The organism is Flavobacterium sp. GNP010 (assembly GCF_056428945.1).
Map to the genome: position 1 here is coordinate 123,817 of NZ_JBWJVK010000002.1, position 16,937 is coordinate 140,753.

Here is a 16,937-nt window from a genome sequence, read left to right on the forward strand (position 1 = left end):
CTTTATAAGCAGTATATTTCATTAAATGGAGTTTCTTAATAACTTAATGAAAGATATTTTTGTTTAGGGTTGTGAAATTACACTAAATAAATGAAAATGAATAGAGAGAAAGTTCAAATTTTTGATACCACTTTAAGAGACGGCGAACAAGTTCCAGGATGTAAGTTAGATACCAACCAAAAACTAATTATTGCAAATCGATTAGACGAAATGGGAGTAGATATTATTGAGGCTGGTTTTCCGGTTTCAAGTCCAGGAGATTTTTTATCCGTTTCAGAAATTAGTAAAGTAGTTAAAAATGCCATTGTTTGCGGCTTGACAAGGGCCGTTAAAAATGACATAGATATAGCTGCTCAAGCTTTAAAACATGCTAAAAGACCTAGAATCCATACCGGAATTGGCACCTCTGATTCACACATTCGATACAAATTAAATACTACCCGAGAAGACATTATTGCTAGAGCCAAATATGCTGTTTCACATGCTAAATCCTACGTTGAAGATGTTGAATTTTATGCTGAAGATGCAGGTAGAACTGACAATGATTTTCTAGCTCGAGTCTGTGAGGAAGCGATTAAATCAGGTGCTACTGTTCTTAATATTCCAGATACTACAGGATATTGCTTGCCAGAGGAATATGGAGCAAAAATTAAATATTTGAAAGAAAATGTTAGAGGGATTGATAATGTGGTCTTGTCTTGCCACTGCCACAATGATTTGGGAATGGCCACAGCAAATTCTATTGCTGGAGCTATAAATGGTGCCAGACAAATAGAATGTACCATCAACGGAATAGGAGAAAGAGCAGGTAATACGGCACTTGAGGAAGTAGTTATGATTTTTAAGCAACATCCTTACTTAAACTTGGATACTAATATTAATACACGTCAGATTAACGAAATGAGCCGATTGGTGTCTGAAAGTATGGGAATGATGGTGCAACCAAATAAAGCAATTGTTGGAGCAAATGCATTTGCACATAGCTCCGGAATTCATCAAGATGGTGTCATCAAAAACAGGGCAACCTATGAAATAATGGACCCAAAAGAAGTAGGAGTAAACGAATCCTCAATAGTTCTAACGGCCAGAAGCGGTCGAGCAGCATTAGCCTACAGGGCCAAAAAAATAGGATATGAGTTAACAAAAGTGCAACTTGATATTGTTTATAAAGAATTTTTAAAGTTTGCTGACATAAAAAAAGAAGTTATAGATAATGACATTCATCAAATCGTTACAGCTTGTAAAATGAGTAAGGAATTACTTTTGAATTAAATTCTGATATTAAAAATATAAATCGTAATAATATGAACTTAAAAATAGCAGTACTAGCAGGAGACGGAATAGGTCCTGAAGTAGTTTTACAAGCCAAAAAAGCATTGTACGCCATAGGTGTCATTTTCGATCATGAATTTATTTTTGAAGACGCTCTTATTGGTGCAATTGCTATCGAAAAAACTGGAAATCCATTACCAGAACAAACTTTAAATCTTTGTCTAAATACTGATGCCGTATTATTTGGTTCTGTTGATGATACGAATTTAAATCCCATACAAGGACTTTTAAAACTAAGGCAGGCGCTTGGTTTATTTGCAAATATTAGACCTATAAAACCGTACACTGATTTATTGGATTTGTCCCCTTTAAAAAGAAAAATTATTGATGGTACTGATTTTATTATTTTCAGAGAAATTTCAGGCGGTTCGTATTTTAGTGAGAAAAAGATCAATGAGCAAGGCACTTTTGCCTCTGATTTATGTGAATATTCAGAGGAAGAAATCATTAGAATCACTCATTTGGCTTTCAGAACGGCACTAAAAAGAAGAAAAAAAGTCACTTTGGTCGATAAAGCCAGTATACTTGAAACATCTCGATTATGGAGAAAAGTAGTAACCGAAATTGCACAAGACTACCCAGATGTAGTTTTAGACTTTCTTTTTGTTGATAATGCTGCGATGCAAATTATTATTAATCCAAAACAATTTGATGTGATTCTAACCGAGAATTTATTTGGAGATATTTTATCTGATGAAGCTAGCGTAATTACTGGTGCAATAGGATTACTGCCATCGGCATCGTTTGGTAATTCAACGGCACTTTTCGAACCTATTCATGGTAGTTTTCAAGAAGGAAAAAGAAAAAATATTGCAAATCCGATTGCTTCAATACTATCTGCTGCTATGCTTTTGGAACATTTTGGACTTCACAATGAATCTCTTAAAGTGCATGAAGCGGTAGATAAAGCTATTGAATTGAATGTCGTCACACCTGATTTGAATCCGTATTCAAAATTTGGAACCAACGAAGTAGGAGATTTTATTGCTAATTATATTTTAAGCAAAGACGATCTCTATTTTAAAAGTGATAATGTTTACATCGGACAATCTACTATTGTTTAAAATCTAAAGGGACAGCGAAACAGTACTATAAAAGAGAAAAATGGAATTAAATAAATACAGCAAAACCATAACGCAAGATGAAACGCAGCCCGCTGCACAAGCTATGCTATATGGAATTGGTTTAACTGAAAACGATTTAAAGAAAGCTCAAGTTGGAATTGTAAGCATGGGCTACGAGGGAAATCCTTGTAACATGCACCTGAACGATTTGGCAAAAGATATAAAAACAGGGGTTTGGAAAGAAGATTTAGTAGGGTTAATTTTTAATACTATTGGTGTGAGCGATGGGATGTCTAACGGTACAGATGGAATGCGTTATTCATTGGTTTCGCGAGATGTTATTGCCGATTCTATTGAGACGGTAGTAGGAGCACAATGGTATGATGGACTAATTGCTATTCCAGGTTGTGATAAAAATATGCCTGGATCTGTTATGGCAATGGGTAGATTAAATCGCCCTGCAATTATGGTATATGGTGGCAGTATTCATTCTGGAAAATGGAAAGGAGAATCATTGAATATTGTTTCGGCTTTTGAAGCTTTGGGAAAAAAATTCAACAATACCATTTCACCCGAAGATTTCAAAGGCGTTATTCAAAACTCTTGTCCCGGAGCAGGCGCTTGTGGCGGAATGTACACCGCGAATACGATGTCCTCAGCTATTGAAGCTTTAGGAATGAGTTTGCCCTACAGTTCATCTAATCCTGCATTAAGCCCAGAAAAAAAGCAAGAATGTCTTGAAGCTGGTAAAGCCATTAAAATTTTATTAGAACAAGATATCAAACCAAGAGACATCATGACACGTGAGGCCTTTGAAAATGCTATTACAATGGTAGCTGTTTTAGGAGGTTCTACAAATGCAGTAATGCACTTGATTGCTATGGCTCATTCTGTAGATATCGAAATTACATTAGATGATTTTCAAAGAATTAGTGACAAAACGCCTTTGCTAGCCGACTTAAAACCAAGCGGAAAATACCTTATGGAAGATTTACATGCGGTGGGTGGTGTTCCAGCTGTAATGAAATATTTACTAAAAGAAGGTTTATTGCACGGACATTGTTTGACCGTCACTGGAAAAACAATTGCAGAGAATTTAGCAACTGTTCCTGATTTGAATGATGGTCAAGATGTGATTCATAAAATTCAGAAAGCATTAAAAAGTACAGGAAATATCCAGATCCTTTACGGAAATCTAGCCACAGAAGGTTGTGTTGCAAAAATTAGTGGCAATGAAGGGGAATATTTTGAAGGTGATGCCATTGTTTATGAAAATGAACACGATGTAATAAAAGGAGTTCGTGGAGGAGAAGTCAAACCAGGAAATGTTGTCGTCATTAGGTATTGTGGTCCTAAAGGTGGTCCGGGTATGCCTGAAATGCTAAAGCCTACATCAGCCATTATGGGCGCTGGTCTAGGAAAAAGTGTTGCTTTAATTACTGATGGTAGATTTTCGGGTGGTTCACATGGTTTTGTTGTAGGTCACATAACGCCTGAGGCGTATGATGGAGGTGGAATAGCATTAGTCAAAAATGGAGATATTATCACCATTGATGCAGTTAAAAACACCATCAACCTCAAAATTTCTGATGCAGAATTTAACACTCGAAAAGCGCTTTGGGTGCAACCCGAATCCACTATTAAAAAAGGAGTGTTACTTAAATATATACGTTCGGTCTCAAGTGCCTCTGAAGGATGTGTAACCGATAAATAAAAACCAATTGCAATTTCAAAAGTCAATATCAATATCAAAAAAAAGATTTTGATTGTTAGTACCACGAATTTTGAAATTGCCATTGAAATTGCTATTGCCAGGGAATTTTAAAAAAGGCAATTGCTTAATAAAAATAATAGATGAAAAATTATAAAATATCAGGAGCAGAGGCAGTTATAAGATGCTTATTAGCGGAAGGAGTTGATTTAATTTATGGATATCCAGGAGGCGCTATAATGCCTGTTTACGACGAACTATATAAATTTAAAGATCAAATGCATCATGTACTCGTACGTCATGAGCAAGGTGCAACCCATGCTGCGCAAGGGTACGCAAGAGCAACAGGAAAAGTAGGAGTGGCCATTGCAACTTCGGGTCCGGGAGCAACAAATTTGGTTACCGGGATTGCTGATGCGCAAATCGATTCGACTCCTATGGTTTGCATTACGGGTCAAGTTGGGAAGCATTTATTGGGATCTGATGCGTTTCAAGAAACGGATATCATTGGAATTTCAACCCCAGTAACCAAATGGAATTATCAAATCACAGAGGCTTCAGAAATTCCGGAGATTATTGCTAAAGCTTTTTTTATTGCTAGATCTGGTCGCCCAGGTCCTGTATTAATTGATATTACAAAAAATGCGCAATTTGACGAAATGGAATTCAGCTATAAAAAATGTACCAGTATTAGAAGCTATAATCCAAAGCCAACTTTAAATCTTGAAAAAGTAGCAGCAGCAGCTGAATTAATTAATACTGCCAAAAAGCCATTTATCATATTTGGTCAAGGTGTAATTCTTAGTGAAGCAGAAGCCGAGTTAAAAGCCTTAGTTGAAAAATCAGGAATTCCAGCTGCTTGGACTATTTTAGGACTTTCAGCAATGCCAACAGATCATCCATTAAATGTAGGAATGTTGGGTATGCATGGTAATTATGGTCCTAATGTTTTAACGAATGAGTGCGATGTTTTAATTGCTCTAGGAATGCGTTTTGACGATCGAGTGACAGGAAATTTAGCTACTTACGCCAAACAAGCCAAAGTAATTCATTTCGAAATTGATCCTGCAGAAGTCGATAAGAATGTAAAAACTACTGTAGCAGTTTTGGCTGATCTAAAAGAGTCTTTAACAGCTTTACTTCCTTTAATTGAAAGTAACTCTCATGAATCTTGGCACAATGAATTTAAACAGAAATATGAAATAGAATTAGAAGCGGTAATCAATGATGAGTTAAAACCTAAGAGAGAGGGAATTTCGATGGGAGAAACGATTGAAATGATTAATAAACATTCTAAAGGTGATGCCATTATGGTTTCGGATGTGGGACAACACCAAATGTTTGCGTGTCGCTATGCCAAATTCAATTCGACAAAAAGTAATGTAACATCTGGTGGTTTAGGAACTATGGGATTTGCTTTACCTGCTGCAATTGGTGCCAAAATGGGAATGCCAGATCGTGAAGTAGTTGCCATTATTGGAGATGGAGGTTTCCAAATGACCATTCAAGAATTAGGTACTATTTTCCAAACCAAAGTTCCCGTAAAAATTGTGGTCTTAAACAATGAGTTTTTAGGAATGGTGCGCCAGTGGCAACAATTGTTTTTTGATAAAAGATACGCTTCTACAGAAATGATCAACCCTAATTTTATAGCCATTGCAGAAGGTTATTATATCAAAGCTAAAAAAGTAACTAAAAGAGAAGATCTTGATGCTGCCGTTGCCGAAATGATGGCTTCAAAGGATTCCTATTTCCTAGAAGTTATGGTAGAAAAAGAAAATAACGTATTCCCAATGATCCCAACAGGAGCATCGGTTTCGGACATTCGGTTGTCCTAAAATAGTTTAAAGTTTAAGGTTTAAAGTTGTTGAAACCTAAAAATAATTTTGCGCAACTTTAAACCTTAAACATAAAAACTTTAAACATAAAAAAATGGAAAATAAAACATTCACCATTTCTGTTTATTCAGAAAACAACGTTGGCTTATTAAACAGAATATCAGGAATATTCTTGAAACGCCATATCAATATTTTGAGTTTAAATGTATCCGAATCTGAAATCGAAAATGTTTCCAGATTCATCATTGTAGTTAATACAACAGAAAAATGGGTACAAAATATCGTGGGACAAATAGAAAAACAGATCGAAGTCATCAAAGCATTTTACCATATTGATGAGGAAACGATTTTTCTTGAAAATGCATTATTCAAAATTGAATCGAGCTTGCTTTTTGATGAAAAACAAATTCAGAATATAATCAAAGAAAGTCATTCCGAAATAGTCACGGTTGCGAGAGACTTTTTTGTAATTTCAAAATCAGGACAACGTATTGAAATAGAAGCGCTTTATAAAAAATTGAAACCCTTTGGAATCATGCAATTTGTGCGCTCCGGAAGAATATCTGTTTCCAAAGCAAAAATGGAAATTTCAACATTATTAGAAGAACTTTCATAGAGTATTCAGTTTGCAGTGTTCAGTTGCTTTGTAGTTTCTCATTTTGACAAAGGAGGAATCTCAACACTAGCAGCATTAACTATTACAATTATTAAATTTTACAATCATTAAAAAATATAAAATGGCAAATTATTTCAATTCATTACCACTTCGATTACAATTAGAACAATTAGGCGTTTGCGAATTCATGGACCAATCTGAATTTATAAATGGAATACAAGCTCTAGAAGGAAAAAAAGTAGTCATTGTAGGTTGTGGAGCACAAGGATTGAACCAAGGATTAAACATGAGAGATTCCGGATTGGATATTTCTTATGCTTTACGAGCAGATGCAATTGCAGAAAAAAGAACTTCATTTTGCAATGCCTTCGATCATGGTTTTACCGTTGGAACCTATGAGGATTTAATTCCTACAGCTGACTTAGTTTGTAACCTTACCCCAGATAAACAACATACTGCAGTAATAACGGCTATCATGCCATTGATGAAAAAAGGTTCCACCTTAGCATATTCTCACGGTTTTAATATAGTAGAGGAAGGAATGCAAATTCGGAAAGATATTACTGTAATTATGTGTGCGCCAAAATGCCCTGGATCAGAAGTTCGTGAGGAATACAAGCGTGGTTTTGGCGTGCCAACGCTAATTGCAGTTCACCCAGAAAATAATCCAAACGGCGCAGGTTTTGAACAAGCAAAAGCGTATGCAGTAGCCACTGGTGGTCACAAAGCAGGAGTATTGAACTCATCATTTGTTGCCGAAGTAAAATCGGATTTAATGGGGGAACAAACCATTCTTTGTGGAATATTGCAAACAGGTTCTATTTTATGTTTCGATAAAATGGTTGAAAAAGGAATTGAGCCTGCTTATGCTTCAAAATTAATTCAATACGGTTGGGAAACAGTTACGGAAGCTTTGAAACATGGTGGAATTACAAACATGATGGATCGTTTATCAAATCCAGCAAAAATTGAAGCAAACCGATTAGCCGAGGAATTAAAAAATATCATGCGCCCGTTGTTTCAAAAACACATGGATGATATCATCTCGGGTGAATTTTCAAAAAATATGATGATTGACTGGGCTAATGATGATGTTAATTTATTGACTTGGAGAGCGGCAACTGCTGGTACCAACTTCGAAAAAACAGCAGCAACAGCTTCACCTATTTTAGAGCAAGAGTATTTTGATAACGGTGTGTTGCTGATTGCCTTGGTAAAAGCTGGGGTTGAATTGGCTTTTGAAACCATGACTAAAACCGGGATCATTGAGGAATCAGCCTATTATGAGTCGTTGCACGAATTGCCTTTGATTGCCAATACAGTGGCTAGAAAAAAACTATATGAAATGAATAGAATCATATCTGATACAGCAGAATATGGCTGTTATTTATTCGATCATGCATGTAAACCTTTATTAATAGATTTCATGAAAACAGTCGATACAAATGTAATTGGCAAACCCTTTTCTACTTTAAATGGAGTGGATAATGAAGTGCTAATTGCAGTAAATAAAACCATTCGTCAACACCCTATTGAACAAGTAGGAGAGCGGTTGAGAGCTTCTATGACCGCAATGAAAAAAATAGGATTATAAAATAGGAATTACCACACGAGGAAGTGTGTTGTCATTAGCACTATAGCATTAGATTTCATAATATTTCGAATTAGTTAGAAACGTATTATTAATGCATAATGAGTATGGATGCTTTTACATTCACTTAATTTTTAATCCGTTAAAAATTAAGTGAAGTAATCCCTATTTAACATTTTGGGAACTAGTAAAAAAATCGATATTCAATTTTTATAAACTATACTTTAGCAAGTCGAACTAGTCTTCTTTTTTGGAACGAAATAGTTTTGGTAAATTTCAATTCAAAAAATCATCGTTATTAATTTTGTAGTTACGTTAGGAGCTATAGTTTTTTGGCACTCTCGTCCTTTTGTGTTTTTCTATTAGTCTGAAACTACAAAAAATAGATAAATTGGTATTAAAATTCTTTTTTATTTACAAATCAATTTCATTTTAGTGGTATTTATGATTTAAATAATTTTAAGAATCACGAGAGATTTAATACTTTTATAAAAAATTATAACATGAGCTATTACAAAATTGATAATCTAGAACAATACTTTAAACATTATAATAAATCAGTTCGTGAACCTAGAAAATTTTGGGGTAAGATAGCAGAAGAAAACTTTACTTGGTACCAGCAATGGGATAAAGTGGTAGAGTTTAATATGGCTGAGGCCGAAATTAAATGGTTTACCGAAGCCAAAGTAAATATTGCAAAAAATTGTATTGATAGACATCTTGCAAAACGCGGTGAAAAAACTGCAATTGTTTTTGAGCCAAATGACCCTTCGGAAGCAGCATTACATATAACTTATAATGAATTGCACCAACGCGTTTGTAAAATGGCAAACGTATTGCGTGAGCAAGGTATAAAAAAAGGAGATCGAGTGTGTATTTATTTACCGATGATTCCTGAGCTAGCGGTTTCTATACTTGCTTGTGCAAGAATTGGAGCCATACATTCAGTTGTTTTTGCAGGATTTTCAGCCTCGGCAATTGCGAGTAGAATTAATGACAGTTCATGCAAAATGGTTATCACTTCTGATGGTGGCTTTCGCGGCAATAAAACCATTGATCTAAAAGAAATTGTAGATGAAGCACTAGAAAAATGTCCTTGCGTTGAGAAAGTATTAGTAGCCAAAAGAATTCACTCTAATATCATGATGCTTGAAGGTCGAGATCAATGGTTACAATCGCTATTAGATCAAGCCTCAGATAATAATGTAGCTGAAATAATGGATGCCGAAGATCCATTATTTATATTGTATACTTCTGGCTCTACAGGAAAACCAAAAGGTATGGTTCATACTACGGCAGGATATATGGTGTACACGGCTTATACGTTTAAGAATGTATTTAATTATGAAGAAAATGATATTTTTTGGTGTACCGCTGATATTGGTTGGATTACTGGACATTCGTATATTCTTTATGGACCTTTATTGAACGGTGCTACCACAGTTATTTTTGAAGGTGTCCCTTCGTATCCTGATTATAGTCGTTTTTGGGAAGTAATCGAAAAGCATAAAGTTACACAGTTTTACACTGCTCCAACCGCTATTCGTGCTTTGGCAAAAGAAAATATAGAATTTGTACAAAAACATCCATTAAAGTCGCTTAAAGTGATAGGATCAGTTGGTGAACCCATTAATGAAGAAGCATGGCACTGGTACAATGATCACGTAGGAGATAAAAAATGTCCTGTAGTAGATACGTGGTGGCAAACTGAAACAGGTGGAATTATGATTTCGCCAATTGCATTCGTAACACCAACAAAACCTACATATGCAACCTTACCGTTACCAGGGATTCAACCGGTATTAATGGATGAAAAACGAAATGAGATAGAAGGGAATCAAGTCGTTGGAAGTTTATGCATTAAATTTCCATGGCCAGGTATTGCACGAACTATTTGGGGCGATCACCAGCGGTATAAAGACACGTATTTTTCAGCTTTTCCAGGTAAATATTTCACTGGTGATGGAGCCTTGCGAGATGAAGTAGGATATTACAGGATTACAGGTCGTGTAGATGATGTGGTAATTGTATCGGGACATAATCTAGGAACAGCACCAATTGAAGATGCTATTAATGAACATCCAGCTGTTGCCGAGTCTGCTATTGTAGGTTTTCCGCATGACATTAAAGGAAATGCTTTGTATGGCTTTGTTATTCTAAAAGAAACTGGAGAAACTAGAAATAAAGAAAATCTGTATAAAGAAATTAATCAACATATTTCAGATCACATTGGACCAATTGCCAAGTTAGATAAAATTCAGTTTGTTAGTGGTTTGCCAAAAACACGTTCTGGAAAAATTATGAGGCGTATTCTTAGAAAAATTGCCGAAGGAGATTATTCAAATTTTGGAGATATATCAACCCTTTTAAATCCAGAAATTGTTGAGGAAATAAAAAATAATAAGGTTTAGAGTAATTTAAGGTTGAAGATCTGCTGAAAGATTTTCAACCTTATTTTTATTTAAAAATAAATAGATTAAATAAAAAGATGTAAAATGCAATACTCTGTCCATTGTATTCAAAACGATGTGGTCAATAAAATACGTTCCAATTGCAGCAAATACATCGTTAAAAATTAAGGCGAAAGTGCCAAAAAAATAATAATAAGCCCTTTTATCTCCATATTTGGCTAAATGCATAACCGCAGTGGCACCCAGAAAAACGGTTATTATAGCATTAAAAACTATAATAATTTCGAGGTAAATATCTCCAACTGCTGATGTTAGAAGGTATAAGACAACCAATAAAAAAATACAATTTATTCCAAAAATGATAAGAGAAAATCCTTTAGGTAAGGTATACAGCTTTTTCTCTTTAAGCGAGTTGTATCCTAAAATAAGCAACGCAGAATAGCAAAAAAATGAGGCAACCATAGCAGTTCTAAACAATTGTATAGAGTTTTCATAGAATAATAGCAATACTTCATTTACATAAAAAAAAAGAACAAATAAAATATAGATTAAGTTAAGCTTCTTAAAACTAGTTGCTGCTGCATACACCATAAAGGTTGGAATAATTAATGGCTTAATGTAAATAACTAGAGCTTGATCAAAAAAAATCCCTGCACAAAAGTAAATTGCTAGTAATGCAATTGGGATTAATAATAACAGCCTCTTGGTTTTGATTACATTCATAAACAAACATAGCATTTTAATTTTTCTTTACAAAAAATATGTAAATTTTTTATAGAATTTAGAAAGAATTTGTTATTGTAAATTATTAAATTTACAAAATATGAAACAAGATTCTATAGTTATTGTTGGTGGTGGTTTAGCCGGACTTATTGCGGCCATTCATCTCAAAAACAATAATTATGATGTTATTGTGATAGAAAAAAATGAATTCCCAAAGCACAAAGTTTGTGGTGAATATATTTCCAACGAAGTTTTACCTTATTTAAAATCATTGGGACTCGACATTCCGTCGTTGGGTCCTAAACATATTGATAAACTATTCTTTTCAGTTGTTTCTGGAAAATCATTAAATAGCACATTGCCTTTAGGCGGATTTGGGATTAGTAGGTATCAGTTAGATCAGTATTTATTTAAAGAAGCGCTTAGTCGTGGTTGCCAAATTGTAAAAGAAACGGTTTCTGATATCGAGTTTTTGGATAGTAAATTTAAAATAACTACAAATTTAAACACGTACACTGCTCCAATTGTAGTAGGTGCCTTTGGGAAAAGATCCAATCTTGATATCAAGTTTAAACGGCCTTTTATTCAAAAAAAATCACATTGGCTAGGTGTTAAAGCGCATTACAGGGTAGATTTCCCTGATGATCTTGTTGGTTTGCATCATTTTGTAGGTGGGTATTGTGGCGTTTCTAAAGTTGAAAGCAATCTAGTGAACATTTGTTATCTCGCTAATTATGAAACCTTTAAATTGCATAAAACTATTGAAGAGTATCAAGAAAATGTAGTTTGTAAAAATCCGAATTTAAAAGATATTTTTAAAAAAGCCGTCATACAGTTTGAAAAACCCTTAACTATTAGTCAAGTTTCATTCGAAAAAAAAAAATGTGTAGAAAATCATATTTTAATGATCGGTGATACCGCAGGATTGATTCATCCTTTGTGCGGCAACGGAATGGCAATGGCGATTCACAGTGCAAAACTAGCAGCTGAAAATATAATACTTTTTCTAGAAAAAAGTATTGATCGAGGAACTTTAGAAAGTAAATATTCAAAAGATTGGAACAAAAATTTTAAAAAAAGATTGCAAATGGGACGTATTTTAGGACAACTATTGCAGTACGAAAAAACAGCACAAGCGGTATTAAAAATTTTAATTTTATTTCCGGCTCTATTGCCCATAATTATAAAAAAAACACATGGTAAACCTATATAAATGGCTATAAATACAACCCATAGAACTAGCGCATCTGAAATTATGGATGACTTTGAGCTCGAAGGAGAAGAACTAAAAGATGCCTTAGATAAAATAGCCAAAATTAATCAGCTTTTAGGTGGCAATCGGTTAACTTTAAAAGGAGTACAAGAACTTCTTAAACAATCTAAAAAAGTAGAAATTGTTATTGTAGACGTAGGTTGTGGCAATGGTGATATGTTGCGAACTCTAGCTGATTTTGGAAAAAAAAACAATTTGAAATTTCAATTAATAGGTATAGATGCTAATAACTTTACAGTCAAGCATGCACAAAAATTATCTGAAAATTATTCTAATATTAAGTATCGCTGCGAAGATATTTTTGATCAAGAATTCAAGGTATTAAAATATGATATCTTATTATGTACATTGACTTTACATCACTTTAACGATGATGAAATTATGTATTTGCTAGATGTATTTTATACTAATGCAACTACTGGTATTGTCATCAATGATTTGCATCGAAATCTAATTGCTTATCGATTGTTTCAAGCATTATGTTTTGTATTTCGATTAAATACTATGTCACGTGAAGATGGATTAACCTCGATTTTAAGAGGTTTTAAAAAAGAAGAACTGCTACAATTATCAAAAAAATTAAATTTTAAAAACTATAAAATTCATTGGAAATGGGCTTTTCGCTACCAATGGATAATTTCAAAAATATGAGTGTAAAAATCAAAACCGTAGCAAAACAATTACCAAAATATTCTAGAACAACCGAAGAAATTCTTCCTTTTTTAGATACTTGGTTGATAGGACAAGACGAACGATTTATCAGGAAAGTGAAAAAAATTTTTGAAGGTGCAGCAGTTGATAAACGGTATTCCATTATGGATCCAATTGAAGTGTTTACCGAAACTTCATTTGAGGAAAGAAACGATATTTATGTTCGTGAAGTGATTGATTTAGGAGAAAAAGTATTGGAAAAAGCCTTGCAAAAAGCCAATTGGAACCCTAGAGATTTAGATTACATCATCACGGTAAGTTGCACCGGAATTATGATTCCGTCGCTAGATGCCTATTTGATTAATTCATTACAACTACGTCAAGATATAGTGCGGCTTCCTGTTACTGAAATGGGTTGTGCGGCAGGAATTTCAGGTATTATTTACGCTAAAAATTTCTTGCAAGCCAATCCGGGAAAACGTGCAGCTGTGATTGCAGTTGAAAGTCCAACTGCAACTTTTCAATTGGATGACTTTTCTATGTCCAATATTGTGAGCGCCGCCATTTTTGGTGACGGAGCTGCTTGTGTTTTATTATCTTCACATGAAGACGATGAAGGGCCAGAAATACTTGCAGAGGAAATGTATCATTTTTATGATAATATTCACATGATGGGTTTTAAACTGACCAACTCGGGCTTGCAAATGGTGCTGGACATTGAAGTTCCAGAAACTATAGCATCTCACTTTCCGGATATTATTCATTCATTTTTAGAAAAAAATAATTTAAAAATGGAAGACATTGATCACTTAATATTTCACCCCGGTGGAAAAAAAATTGTACAAACGGTTGAAAGTTTATTTTCGAGTTTGGGTAAAAATATAGACGAGACAAAAGAGGTTTTACGATTGTATGGCAATATGTCCAGTGCAACAGTGTTATATGTTTTAGAACGAATAATGGACAATCAGCCTACGAAAGGGGAGAAAGGGTTAATGTTGAGTTTTGGTCCAGGTTTTTCAGCGCAAAGAGTTTTATTACAGTTTTAAAATATATTTTATGACAGGCGCAAATAAAGAAGATATTTATCCTTTAAAAAACTATGAACGGCTTTGTTTTTTAAAGAATATCATAAAAAATCCAAATATAGTTGTAGGTGACTACACGTATTACGATGATTTTGAAGATACTACAAATTTTGAGAAAAATGTAAAGTACCTATTTGACTTTAATAATGATCAATTAATCATTGGAAATTTTTGCATGATTGCCTCCGATGTAAAATTCATAATGAATGGTGCCAATCACTTGACGGATACAATTTCAAGTTATCCATTTTCTATATTTGGAAATGGCTGGCAAGAAGCTATGAAGGGCAAAGAATATCCAAATAAAGGGAATATTGTCGTTGGTAATGATGTTTGGATTGGATATAATGCCACAATTATGGCAGGCGTAACAATTGGTGATGGTGCAATAATAGCTGCGAATGCCACAGTAGTAAAAAATGTAGAGCCTTATACAATTGTAGGTGGAAATCCAGCGAAAATCATTAGAAAACGATTTTCAGAAACACATATAAAGTTATTATTAGAAATTCAATGGTGGAATTGGAGCATAGAAAAAATCACTGAAAATGTGCAGTTATTAACTAGTACTACTGTTGAAGATTTGAAAAAATTTGCAAATAAGAAATAGGATATGAACAAAGAGCAAATTATTTTAAAATTACCGTATTCTAAACCGTTTTTATTTGTCGACGAAATAATCGCAATTGATGAAAATGGGGTAGAAGGAACTTATACTTTTGATCCAAATTTAGACTTTTATAAGGGACATTTTAAAGACAATCCAATAACGCCAGGAGTAATCCTCACAGAGGTTATGGCACAAATTGGGTTGGTTTGTTTAGGTATATTTTTATTAAATGATGACTTGAATAAAAATACATCAATTGCCTTAACATCAACGGATATTGAATTTTTAAAACCTGTTTTTACTAATGAAAAAGTGAATGTGATTTCAAAAAAAATATACTTTAGATTCGGAAAATTAAAATGTAAAGTCATCATGAAAAATGAACAAGGAGCAGAGGTTTGTACAGGAATAATTGCAGGAATGATACTTTCTAAATAATGAAAAAAAGAGTTGTTATTACAGGTCTAGGAGTTGTTGCCCCAAATGGAGTAGGACTTGATGATTTTACGCATGCTATCAAAAATGGAATTTCGGGAATTAAGCACGACCCAGAATTAGAACGACTACAATTTTCATGTCAAATTGCAGGGAAACCTGAGATTTCTACTGAATTTGCGTTGCGCTATTTCTCTGAATTAGAGTTGCGTAATTTCAATTCTACTGGGATTTTGTATGGTGTAATAGCTGGGATTGATGCTTGGAAAAATGCCGGATTATCTTTAGAAATAAATGAAGAACCCGATTGGGATAGCGGAACTATATTTGGTACTGGAACTTCTGGAATTGATAAATTTCGCGAAAGCATTTATAAAATTGATGATTTTCAAACCAGACGATTGGGTAGTACAGCAGTAGCACAAACCATGAATAGTGGTGTAAGTGCCTATTTGGGCGGGAAATTAGGTTTAGGAAATCAAGTCACCACAAATTCGTCAGCTTGTACAACGGGAACCGAAAGTATTTTAATGGCATATGAACGCATCAAATCAGGCCAAGCCAAACGTATTTTAGCAGGAAGTACAAGTGATTCAGGACCCTATATTTGGGGTGGCTTTGATGCTATGAAAGTATGTACTTTTAAACATAATAATTCACCAGAACAAGGTTCAAGACCAATGTCAGCAAGTGCTTCCGGTTTCGTACCAGGCAGTGGAGCAGGCGCAATGGTTTTAGAAGATTATGAAACGGCTTTGGCCCGTGGAGCAACCATTTATGCCGAAGTTTTGGGTGGAAATGTAAATTCGGGCGGACAACGTGGTTTAGGAACAATGACAGCACCAAATCCGGTTGCAGTACAAAAGTGCATACAAAATGCTTTGAAAAATGCAGGAGTTGGCGCTACTGAAATTGACACAATCAACGGGCATTTGACTGCCACAACAAAAGATAGTTTAGAAATTCAGAATTGGTGTGAAGCCTTGGGCCGAAAAGGTAAAGAGTTCCCCTATATAAATTCGCTAAAATCAATGGTAGGCCATTGTTTATCAGGTGCTGGGTCTATTGAAAGCGTTGCCACAGTATTGCAATTGTATCACGGATTTATTTTTCCGAATACCAATTGTAATGATTTAAATCCTGAAATTTTGGGACTAATTGATGCGTCACAAATACCACAACAAGTATTAGAAAAAGAAATTCAAATCGCAGCCAAAGCTAGTTTTGGTTTTGGAGATGTAAATGGCTGCGTTATTTTTAAGAAATATTCTCCATCAGCTATTCGATAATTAAATTCACAAATATTAATAAAATGAACAAAGAACAAACCCTTCAAGAACTAAAAAGTATTATCAAGCCTTACATTCAAAATCAAGAAGCATTTGAAGTACTTACAGAAGATACCGATTTTATAAATGATCTCAAAATTAATTCGGCTAATCTAGTTGATGTTATTTTGGATATTGAAGAAAAATATAACATAGTCATTGACAATGAGTCAATGGAGCGCATGGTCAATGTCAAAGCTGCGTTGGAAATTATCGATACAAAATTAGCAAGTAAAAGTTAAGTATTTACAGTAAAACCAATGAGA

General features: G+C 34.3%; 15 protein-coding genes. 14 read left to right on the plus strand and 1 reads right to left on the minus strand.

Annotated features, from left to right (window positions below):
- Positions 1-96: 96 nt before the first annotated feature.
- From AC061C_RS01265 to acs, 7 genes are all read left to right on the plus strand, one after another.
- Positions 97-1,272, plus strand: a complete 1,176-nt coding sequence (locus AC061C_RS01265; RefSeq protein ID WP_478289694.1) for a 2-isopropylmalate synthase — start codon at positions 97-99, stop codon at positions 1,270-1,272.
- 32 nt (positions 1,273-1,304) lie between these two features.
- Positions 1,305-2,396 carry a 3-isopropylmalate dehydrogenase gene (gene leuB / locus AC061C_RS01270; RefSeq protein WP_478289695.1) on the plus strand — a complete coding sequence of 364 codons (1,092 nt, stop codon included), beginning with the start codon at positions 1,305-1,307 and terminating at the stop codon, positions 2,394-2,396.
- Positions 2,397-2,436: 40 nt separating this feature from the next.
- Entirely contained in the window at positions 2,437-4,110 is a 1,674-nt protein-coding gene (gene ilvD / locus AC061C_RS01275) for a dihydroxy-acid dehydratase (RefSeq protein ID WP_478289696.1), read from the plus strand.
- Positions 4,111-4,250: 140 nt separating this feature from the next.
- Complete coding sequence (ilvB, locus tag AC061C_RS01280; RefSeq protein WP_478289697.1) at positions 4,251-5,945, plus strand: biosynthetic-type acetolactate synthase large subunit; 1,695 nt, start codon at positions 4,251-4,253, stop codon at positions 5,943-5,945.
- A gap of 94 nt (positions 5,946-6,039) precedes the next feature.
- A complete protein-coding gene (gene ilvN / locus AC061C_RS01285) occupies positions 6,040-6,561 on the plus strand; it encodes an acetolactate synthase small subunit (protein WP_478289698.1) in 522 nt (173 codons plus the stop codon).
- A gap of 121 nt (positions 6,562-6,682) precedes the next feature.
- A complete protein-coding gene (gene ilvC / locus AC061C_RS01290) occupies positions 6,683-8,155 on the plus strand; it encodes a ketol-acid reductoisomerase (RefSeq protein WP_478289699.1) in 1,473 nt (490 codons plus the stop codon).
- Positions 8,156-8,655: 500 nt separating this feature from the next.
- A complete protein-coding gene (acs, locus tag AC061C_RS01295; protein ID WP_478289700.1) occupies positions 8,656-10,563 on the plus strand; it encodes an acetate--CoA ligase in 1,908 nt (635 codons plus the stop codon).
- Positions 10,564-10,569: 6 nt separating this feature from the next.
- On the opposite strand, the gene AC061C_RS01300 is transcribed toward acs, so the two are convergent.
- On the minus strand, positions 10,570-11,286 hold the full coding sequence (locus tag AC061C_RS01300) for a hypothetical protein (RefSeq protein WP_478289701.1): 717 nt from the start codon (positions 11,284-11,286) through the stop codon (positions 10,570-10,572).
- 100 nt (positions 11,287-11,386) lie between these two features.
- Between AC061C_RS01300 and AC061C_RS01305 the strand changes: the two genes are divergently transcribed.
- The 7 genes from AC061C_RS01305 to AC061C_RS01335 are packed head-to-tail and all read left to right on the plus strand — an operon-like array spanning position 11,387 to position 16,913.
- On the plus strand, positions 11,387-12,499 hold the full coding sequence (locus AC061C_RS01305) for an NAD(P)/FAD-dependent oxidoreductase (protein ID WP_478289702.1): 1,113 nt from the start codon (positions 11,387-11,389) through the stop codon (positions 12,497-12,499).
- Complete coding sequence (locus tag AC061C_RS01310) at positions 12,500-13,210, plus strand: methyltransferase domain-containing protein (RefSeq protein WP_478289703.1); 711 nt, start codon at positions 12,500-12,502, stop codon at positions 13,208-13,210.
- Complete coding sequence (locus AC061C_RS01315) at positions 13,207-14,259, plus strand: type III polyketide synthase (protein ID WP_478289704.1); 1,053 nt, start codon at positions 13,207-13,209, stop codon at positions 14,257-14,259. Before AC061C_RS01310 ends, AC061C_RS01315 begins: the two co-directional genes overlap by 4 nt.
- Positions 14,260-14,269: 10 nt before the next feature.
- A complete protein-coding gene (locus AC061C_RS01320; protein ID WP_478289705.1) occupies positions 14,270-14,908 on the plus strand; it encodes a CatB-related O-acetyltransferase in 639 nt (212 codons plus the stop codon).
- 3 nt (positions 14,909-14,911) lie between these two features.
- Positions 14,912-15,346 (plus strand): 3-hydroxyacyl-ACP dehydratase FabZ family protein, encoded by a 435-nt coding sequence (locus tag AC061C_RS01325; protein WP_478289706.1) that lies wholly within the window; start codon positions 14,912-14,914, stop codon positions 15,344-15,346.
- On the plus strand, positions 15,346-16,632 hold the full coding sequence (locus AC061C_RS01330) for a beta-ketoacyl-[acyl-carrier-protein] synthase family protein (protein WP_478289707.1): 1,287 nt from the start codon (positions 15,346-15,348) through the stop codon (positions 16,630-16,632). The genes AC061C_RS01325 and AC061C_RS01330 overlap by 1 nt, the downstream gene beginning before the upstream one ends.
- Before the next feature lie 23 nt (positions 16,633-16,655).
- Positions 16,656-16,913, plus strand: a complete 258-nt coding sequence (locus AC061C_RS01335) for an acyl carrier protein (protein ID WP_309757483.1) — start codon at positions 16,656-16,658, stop codon at positions 16,911-16,913.
- Positions 16,914-16,937 lie beyond the last annotated feature (24 nt).

Excerpts from the sequence above, each read along its gene's own strand:
- AC061C_RS01265 (WP_478289694.1), top strand. The coding sequence starts at position 97 with ATGAATAGAGAGAAAGTTCAAATTTTTGATACCACTTTAAGAGACGGC.
- leuB (WP_478289695.1), top strand. The coding sequence starts at position 1,305 with ATGAACTTAAAAATAGCAGTACTAGCAGGAGACGGAATAGGTCCTGAA.
- ilvD (WP_478289696.1), top strand. The coding sequence starts at position 2,437 with ATGGAATTAAATAAATACAGCAAAACCATAACGCAAGATGAAACGCAG.
- ilvB (WP_478289697.1), top strand. The coding sequence starts at position 4,251 with ATGAAAAATTATAAAATATCAGGAGCAGAGGCAGTTATAAGATGCTTA.
- ilvN (WP_478289698.1), top strand. The coding sequence starts at position 6,040 with ATGGAAAATAAAACATTCACCATTTCTGTTTATTCAGAAAACAACGTT.
- ilvC (WP_478289699.1), top strand. The coding sequence starts at position 6,683 with ATGGCAAATTATTTCAATTCATTACCACTTCGATTACAATTAGAACAA.
- acs (WP_478289700.1), top strand. The coding sequence starts at position 8,656 with ATGAGCTATTACAAAATTGATAATCTAGAACAATACTTTAAACATTAT.
- AC061C_RS01300 (WP_478289701.1), bottom strand. The coding sequence starts at position 11,286 with ATGAATGTAATCAAAACCAAGAGGCTGTTATTATTAATCCCAATTGCA.
- AC061C_RS01305 (WP_478289702.1), top strand. The coding sequence starts at position 11,387 with ATGAAACAAGATTCTATAGTTATTGTTGGTGGTGGTTTAGCCGGACTT.
- AC061C_RS01310 (WP_478289703.1), top strand. The coding sequence starts at position 12,500 with ATGGCTATAAATACAACCCATAGAACTAGCGCATCTGAAATTATGGAT.
- AC061C_RS01315 (WP_478289704.1), top strand. The coding sequence starts at position 13,207 with ATGAGTGTAAAAATCAAAACCGTAGCAAAACAATTACCAAAATATTCT.
- AC061C_RS01320 (WP_478289705.1), top strand. The coding sequence starts at position 14,270 with ATGACAGGCGCAAATAAAGAAGATATTTATCCTTTAAAAAACTATGAA.
- AC061C_RS01325 (WP_478289706.1), top strand. The coding sequence starts at position 14,912 with ATGAACAAAGAGCAAATTATTTTAAAATTACCGTATTCTAAACCGTTT.
- AC061C_RS01330 (WP_478289707.1), top strand. The coding sequence starts at position 15,346 with ATGAAAAAAAGAGTTGTTATTACAGGTCTAGGAGTTGTTGCCCCAAAT.
- AC061C_RS01335 (WP_309757483.1), top strand. The coding sequence starts at position 16,656 with ATGAACAAAGAACAAACCCTTCAAGAACTAAAAAGTATTATCAAGCCT.